Origin of the sequence: Achromobacter sp. 2789STDY5608621 (genome assembly GCF_001299375.1) — a bacterium.
Classification (GTDB): Bacteria; Pseudomonadota; Gammaproteobacteria; order Burkholderiales; family Burkholderiaceae_B; genus Achromobacter; species Achromobacter insuavis.
Genome location: NZ_CYTU01000098.1, coordinates 1 through 6,167, shown reverse-complemented (window position 1 = coordinate 6,167; position 6,167 = coordinate 1). Strand labels below are relative to the sequence as shown.

Sequence of the window (6,167 nt, the reverse complement as noted above, 5' to 3'; positions counted from 1 at the left end):
CCATCCCCCACCGACCCCACCACGCGCGCCTAAAGAACCCACCCCGCAACAGCAAAACAAGCCCCTCACCCCCGAATGTCAGCCAAAAACTTCCGCGCCCTCTCCGTCCCCGGCCGCCCAAAAAACGCCTCCGGCCCCGCCACCTCCAAAATCCTCCCCGCATCCATAAACCAAACCGTATCGGCCACCTCCCGCGCAAACCCCATCTCGTGCGTCACGCAGACCATGGTCATGCCGTCCCTGGCCAGGCCCTTCATCACCTGCAGCACCTCGCCCACCATCTCGGGGTCCAGCGCGCTGGTCGGTTCGTCGAACAGCATCACCGGCGGATTCATCGCCAGCGCCCGCGCGATCGCCACGCGTTGCTGCTGGCCGCCGGACAGTTGCGCCGGGTAGGCTTCGGCCTTGTGGGCCAGGCCGACGCGGTCCAGCAGCTGCATGGCGCGGTCGCGCGCCTCGGGGCGGCGGGCGCGTTTCAGTTGCAGCGGGGCCAGCATCAGGTTCTCCAGCACCGACAGGTGCGGGAACAGGTTGAACTGCTGGAACACGAAGCCGATGTGGCTGCGCAGCGTGTCCAGGTGCACCTTGCCGCCGTAGATGTCCTGGCCGTCGACCTCGATCACGCCCTTCTGGATCGGCTCCAGCCGGTTCACCGTGCGGATCAGGGTCGACTTGCCCGAGCCGGACGGGCCGCACACCACCACCACCTCGCCGCGCCGCACCTGCGCGGTCACGTCGGTCAGCGCCTGATAGTCGCCGTACCACTTCTGCACTTCGGAAAATCGGATCATGTCGGAACCACCTTGGAGACAGGCGCGCGGCCGGCGCGGCGGCTGCCGATGCGTTTCTCGGTCAGGTGCACCAGGGCGCTCAGGCCGAAATTCAGGATGAAATAGGTCAGCGCCAGCAGCGCGAACACTTCGAACGGCTTGGTCAGCAGGACGCTGTTGATCTGGTTGGCGGCATAGGTCAGCTCCTGCACGCTGATCACGTAGGCCAGCGAGGTCTCCTTCACCGTCGAGACGAACTGGCTCAGCATGCTGGGCAGCATGTTGTAGAGTGCCTGCGGCAGGATCACCCGGCGCATGGTCTGCAGGTACGACAGGCCGAGCGCGCGGCCGGCCTCCTGCTGCCCGGGCGGCAGCGCCTGGATGCCGGCGCGGATGATCTCGGCCAGGTAGGCGCTTTCGTAGCACACCAGCGCCACCACCATCGTCGTGGTGCCCGCCACCGGCCGGCCGATGATGAGCGGCACGAAGAAGTACGCCCAGAAGATGAACATCAGCAGCGGCAGGCCGCGCACCAGGTACACCATGGCCGACGCCGGCCAGCGCAGCGCGCGGTACGGACTGATGCGGCCCAGCGCCAGCAGCACGCCGCAGGGCAGCGCCAGCGCCAGGCTGATGGCGGCCAGGCCCAGCGTGGCGACCAGGCCGCCGATCGGGCCGTGCGGATACTGGCCGATGAGCAGCAGCAGCCAGTTGTCTTTGAGGATATCCCACATTCAATGGCCTCCCAGCGGACGGTAGCGCCGCTGCAGCAGCGCGCCGCCGCCCATGATGAGAAACGACAGCGCCAGGTAGATCGCCGTCACCACCGCATAGGCCTCGAAGGTGCGGAACGTGTAGTTCTCGATCTCGCGGCCGGCGGCGGTCAGTTCGGCCACGCCGATGGCCATGGCCAGGCTGGTGTTCTTGACCAGCAGCAGGGTCTGGTTCAGGAGTGGCGGAATGGCGATGCGGAAGGCCTGCGGCAGCACCACGCAGCGCATGGTGCGCAGAAAACCCAGGCCCAGCGCGCGGGCCGCCTCGACCTGCCCCGGCGGGATGGCGCGCACGGCGCTGCGCAGGTCCTCGCAGATGTAGGCCGACATCACCAGGCCGATGGCGATGCACGACAGGATGAACTCGCTGCCGTGGCTGTTGAGCCAGTCGGTCGCGGCCTGCGGCAGCAGGGCCGGCACGCCGAAATACCAGAACAGGATGTGCACCAGCATGGGCACGTTGCGATGGAAGGCCACGTACAGCGCGATCAGCGCGTTGGCCACGGGCGAGCCGGTCAGGCGGATGACCGCCAGCAGGCTGCCCACCAGGAACGCCAGGATCCAGGCCAGCCCGGCCAGCGCCAGGGTGGTGACGAACCCCCTGAGCAGCCAGGCCGGGTACTCCCCCTGGAAGATGGCGGAGAAGTCGAAGACGTAATGCATCGGCTAAGGCTCCGGCGCGAGGCGCCTCAACCCTTGATCGCTTCGATGCGGAAGTCGCGCTTCATGTTGAACTGGGTGCCGGCGCCGAACCACTTGTCGAAGATCTGCGTGGCCTTGCCCGAGGCTTCCAGCCCGTCCAGCACCTGGTTCACCTGGTTCAGCATCGCGGTATCGCCGCGGCGCACGCCCATGCCCCACGGCTCCACGAACAGCGCCGGTTCGAGGATCTTGGCCGGCACCGCGCTGCTCGCGGCCTGCTGCTTGAGCTTGACCAGCATCAGTTCGGAACCGACGAAGCCGCTGACCTTGCCCTGCTGCAAGGCGAGGAAGGCGCCGCTGGGGTCCTTGAACGTCACCGGCTCGACGTTGGGGATGAACTTGCGCGCACCCTGCTCCGACGACGAGCCGCGCACCGCGCTGACGCGCTTGCCGGCCAGGTCGGCGGGCGTCTTCAGGTCCTTGTCCGATTCCCGCGCCAGCACCTTCTGCAGGCTCACGAAATGCTGGTGCGAGTAGTCGATCTGCTGCGCCCGCTCGGGGCTCCAGCCGAGGTTGGCGGCGACCACGTCGACGCGGCCGGCGATCAGTTCGGGGATGCGGGCCTCGACCGCGATGAGCTTGAGCTCCAGCGGCACGCCCAGGCTGTCGGCCACGGCCTGGCACATGTCGACTTCGTAGCCGACGATGGCGCGGGTCTTGGGGTCCTGGAAGCTGAACGGCTCGGCCGTGCCCATGGTGCCGCAGATGAACTTGCCGCGCGCCTTGATGTCCTGCAGCGTGTCCGCGTGGGCGGCGGGCGCCAGGGTGGCGGCCAGGCCGATGGCGGCCGCGCAGGTGATGATCCAGTGCTTCATGCTGATTCCCTTGAAATATAAGTATGGGTACTGCCAACGACGGCGGCCCCTGCGCGGGGCCGCCGGACTCAAGCCAGCCTGCCGCAGGCCTTGGCGATGCGGCGACAGCCTTCCTCGATGTGATCCATCGAAGTCGCGAAACTCAGGCGCAGGTACGGCGACAGGCCATAGGCCGCGCCGTCCAGCACCGCCACGCCGGCCTCGTCCAGCAGGAACATGACCACGTCGAGGTCGCTCTGCAACAGCGTGCCCGCCGGCGTGCGCCGTCCCAGCAGGCCCGCGACATTGGGGTAGACGTAGAACGCGCCCTGCGGCCGTGGGCAGCGGATGCCCGGCACCGCGTCCAGCAGCGCCACGATGCGGTCGCGGCGCGCATGGAACACGGCGGCCGCCTCAATGACGCAAGCCTGGTCGGCGCTCAGCGCGACGCGCGCGGCGGCCTGACTGATGGCGCTGACGCAGCTGGTGCTTTGCGAGATCAACGTGGCCATGGCCTTGACCAGGGCCTTGGGGCCGCCGGCGTAACCCAGGCGCCAGCCGGTCATCGCGTAGGCCTTGGAAACCCCGTTGATGGTCAGGGTGCGGGCGGCCAGTTCGGGCGCGACGGCGACCGGCGAGGCGTGGCGCTCGTCGCCGTAGGCCAGGTGTTCGTAGATCTCGTCGGTCATCAGCCAGACCTGCGGATGGCGCGCCAGCACGTCGGCCAGCGCGCGCAGCTCCGCCGCGCTGTACATGGCGCCCGTCGGATTGCCCGGCGTGTTCAGCACGAGCCACTTGGTGCGCGGCGTGATGGCGCGCTCCAGCGCTGCGGGCGTGAGCTTGAAGCCGTCGGTCTCGGGGCAGGCCACCACCACCGGCGTGCCATCGTTGACCAGCACCATGTCGGGATACGAGACCCAGTAAGGCGCGGGAATGATGACCTCGTCGCCGGCCTGCACGGTGGCGGCCAGCGCGGTGTAGAGCAGCTGCTTGGCGCCCACGCCGACGATCAGTTGGTCGAGCCCGTAGTCCAGCCCGTTCTCGCGCTGGAACTTGGCGCGCACCGCTTCCAGCAGCGGCCGCGAGCCGGCCGACGCGGTATAGCGGATATCGCCGCTCTTGAGCGCGTCGATGCCGGCCTGCACGATATGGGCCGGCGTCGGCAGATCCGGCTCGCCGACGGTGAAGTCGATGATGTCGCGTCCCTGCGCCCGCAACTGGTCGACGCGGGTCTTGGCCGCCATGCTGGGCGAAGGCTTGATGGCACGGGCGCGCGCCGCCAGCGCCAGGGTGTCGGCGCCGCTCATGCCAGCCCCTTGGCGGCGAACGCCGCCTGCATCCAGCTCTGCGTGCGGGCGCCGCCGTCGATCTCGGCCATGATGCGCGCCTCCTTGTCGGCATGCGCGCGCGCCGCGGCGATCAAGGCCGGCGCCTCGTCGGCCGCGAAGCTGACCAGGCCGTCCTCGTCGCCCACCACGATGTCGCCCGGATGGATCACCTGGCCGCCGATCGACACCGGCACGTTGACCTCGCCCGGGCCGTCCTTGTAGGGGCCGCGATGGATGTGGCCGCGCGCATAGCAGGGAAACGCGTCGGCCTCGAACGCGCCGACGTCGCGGATGGCGCCGTCCACCACCACGCCGGCGCAGCCGTGCGCCTGCAGGTAGCGCTTCATGATCTCGCCCAGCACCGCGTTGGACAGGTCGCCGCCGGCGTCCACCACCAGCACGTGGCCAGGCTGCACCTGCATCATGGCCTTGTAGATCATCAGGTTGTCGCCGGGACGGGTCTTGACGGTGAGCGCGGTGCCGACCAGCTTGCCGGCGCGGTTGTAGCGATGCAGCCCGGCGATGCCTTCGCGGCGCGCCAGGTTGTCGCTGAGATGCGGAGTGACGATGCCGGCCAGCGCCTGCAGGATGGCGTCGGGGGCAACGGGTGCGGCCGGCAATATGCGCGTGCCGGTGATGAGGGTGGCCATGGCGGTCTGCGTAGTCCTGAAACGAATGAGTCAGACCGCATGGTGGGCGCTTTCGGCGATCCGAAAAAGGGATTAAATTTCCACGAAGTCCATCCCTTTTGGGAATATAAGGGTTATCACTTAGCGGAAATTTTGGAATGAATCAGACCTTCCCCTGGAGCGCGCGATGCTGACTTTCAAGCAGATCGAGGCGCTCTACTGGACCGTGCGCCTGGGCACGTTCTCGGCCTCGGCGCAGAAGCTGCACACCACCCAGTCGGCCATCACCAAGCGCATCCAGGAGCTGGAAGCGGACTTCGACGTGGCCCTGTTCGACCGCTCCGGCCACCGCGCCGAGCTGACCGCGCGCGGCCACGAGGTCTATGCGCTGGCCGAGGAAATGCTGGGCCACCGCGACCGCCTGCTGGTGCGCCTGAAGGGCCAGCACACCCTGACCGGCACGTTCCGTTTCGGCATCACCGAGATCACCGCGATGACCTGGCTGCCGGCCCTGATCCGCCTGCTGCGCGCGCACTATCCGCGCATCACGCTGGAGCCGCACATCGACCTGGGCGCGGACCTGCAGAAGCGCCTGCAGGCGGGCCAGCTGGACATGGCTTTCCTGCATGGCGAGTTCGCCGAGCCGGGCCTGGAGGTGGTGGCGCTGCAACGCCTGGAGTTCGCCTGGATGGGCAGCCCCGACATGATCGATCCAAGCCGCGTCTATACGCCGGCGGACATCGCGACCCTGCCGCTGTTGCGCCAGAGCCGGGAGTCGGGCCTGAACATGATCTACGACGGCTGGCTCAAGCCGCATACGCCGGCCAGCAACATGTTCACCATCAACAGCCTGATCGCGATGGCGGGCCTGACGGCGGCCGGCTTCGGGGTGAGTTGCCTGCCGCGGGATTATTTCGCGGAGATGGTGAGCGCTAGGCAGTTGGTGATCGCGCGGACCAGCACGGCGGCGCCGCAGTCGGTGTATTGCGCGATGTACCGGAAGGGGGCTGATGATGCTTTTTGTGAGAGTGTTGCGGAGTTGGCTCGGAGTTGTTGTGATTTTTCTTCTAGTGGGAGGCACTGAAGGGCGGGTGGGGTGGGTTCTTTAGGCGCGCGTGGTGGGGTCGGTGGGGGATGGCGGGGCTACGATTGCGGTCCGGAGCGTTCGCTC

The 6,167-nt window shown here is 67.9% G+C and carries 7 protein-coding genes; 1 reads left to right on the top strand and 6 read right to left on the bottom strand.

Annotated features, from left to right (window positions below; all coding sequences use genetic code 11):
* Positions 1 to 65: 65 nt before the first annotated feature.
* The 6 genes from AOZ53_RS32995 to AOZ53_RS32970 form a co-directional block, all read right to left on the bottom strand.
* Positions 66 to 791, bottom strand: a complete 726-nt coding sequence (locus AOZ53_RS32995) for an amino acid ABC transporter ATP-binding protein (RefSeq protein WP_054435717.1) — start codon at positions 789 to 791, stop codon at positions 66 to 68.
* Complete coding sequence (locus tag AOZ53_RS32990) at positions 788 to 1,504, bottom strand: amino acid ABC transporter permease (protein ID WP_054491055.1); 717 nt, start codon at positions 1,502 to 1,504, stop codon at positions 788 to 790. The genes AOZ53_RS32995 and AOZ53_RS32990 overlap by 4 nt, the downstream gene beginning before the upstream one ends.
* A complete protein-coding gene (locus tag AOZ53_RS32985; RefSeq protein ID WP_054491053.1) occupies positions 1,505 to 2,206 on the bottom strand; it encodes an amino acid ABC transporter permease in 702 nt (233 codons plus the stop codon).
* A 26-nt stretch (positions 2,207 to 2,232) separates the two neighbouring features.
* Positions 2,233 to 3,060 (bottom strand): ABC transporter substrate-binding protein, encoded by an 828-nt coding sequence (locus AOZ53_RS32980; RefSeq protein WP_054491051.1) that lies wholly within the window; start codon positions 3,058 to 3,060, stop codon positions 2,233 to 2,235.
* Positions 3,061 to 3,128: 68 nt separating this feature from the next.
* Positions 3,129 to 4,346, bottom strand: a complete 1,218-nt coding sequence (locus AOZ53_RS32975) for an aminotransferase class I/II-fold pyridoxal phosphate-dependent enzyme (protein ID WP_054491049.1) — start codon at positions 4,344 to 4,346, stop codon at positions 3,129 to 3,131.
* Complete coding sequence (locus AOZ53_RS32970) at positions 4,343 to 5,017, bottom strand: RraA family protein (RefSeq protein WP_054479791.1); 675 nt, start codon at positions 5,015 to 5,017, stop codon at positions 4,343 to 4,345. Before AOZ53_RS32970 ends, AOZ53_RS32975 begins: the two co-directional genes overlap by 4 nt.
* Positions 5,018 to 5,183: 166 nt before the next feature.
* Between AOZ53_RS32970 and AOZ53_RS32965 the strand changes: the two genes are divergently transcribed.
* The gene (locus tag AOZ53_RS32965; protein WP_054491047.1) at positions 5,184 to 6,080 is read left to right on the top strand and encodes a LysR family transcriptional regulator; all 897 of its coding nucleotides are present in this window, start codon (positions 5,184 to 5,186) and stop codon (positions 6,078 to 6,080) included.
* Positions 6,081 to 6,167: the final 87 nt, after the last annotated feature.

What these genes read in the sequence shown, in the direction of transcription:
- AOZ53_RS32995 (WP_054435717.1), bottom strand. Translation starts at nt 791, where the DNA reads ATGATCCGATTTTCCGAAGTGCAGAAGTGGTACGGCGACTATCAGGCG.
- AOZ53_RS32990 (WP_054491055.1), bottom strand. Translation starts at nt 1,504, where the DNA reads ATGTGGGATATCCTCAAAGACAACTGGCTGCTGCTGCTCATCGGCCAG.
- AOZ53_RS32985 (WP_054491053.1), bottom strand. Translation starts at nt 2,206, where the DNA reads ATGCATTACGTCTTCGACTTCTCCGCCATCTTCCAGGGGGAGTACCCG.
- AOZ53_RS32980 (WP_054491051.1), bottom strand. Translation starts at nt 3,060, where the DNA reads ATGAAGCACTGGATCATCACCTGCGCGGCCGCCATCGGCCTGGCCGCC.
- AOZ53_RS32975 (WP_054491049.1), bottom strand. Translation starts at nt 4,346, where the DNA reads ATGAGCGGCGCCGACACCCTGGCGCTGGCGGCGCGCGCCCGTGCCATC.
- AOZ53_RS32970 (WP_054479791.1), bottom strand. Translation starts at nt 5,017, where the DNA reads ATGGCCACCCTCATCACCGGCACGCGCATATTGCCGGCCGCACCCGTT.
- AOZ53_RS32965 (WP_054491047.1), top strand. Translation starts at nt 5,184, where the DNA reads ATGCTGACTTTCAAGCAGATCGAGGCGCTCTACTGGACCGTGCGCCTG.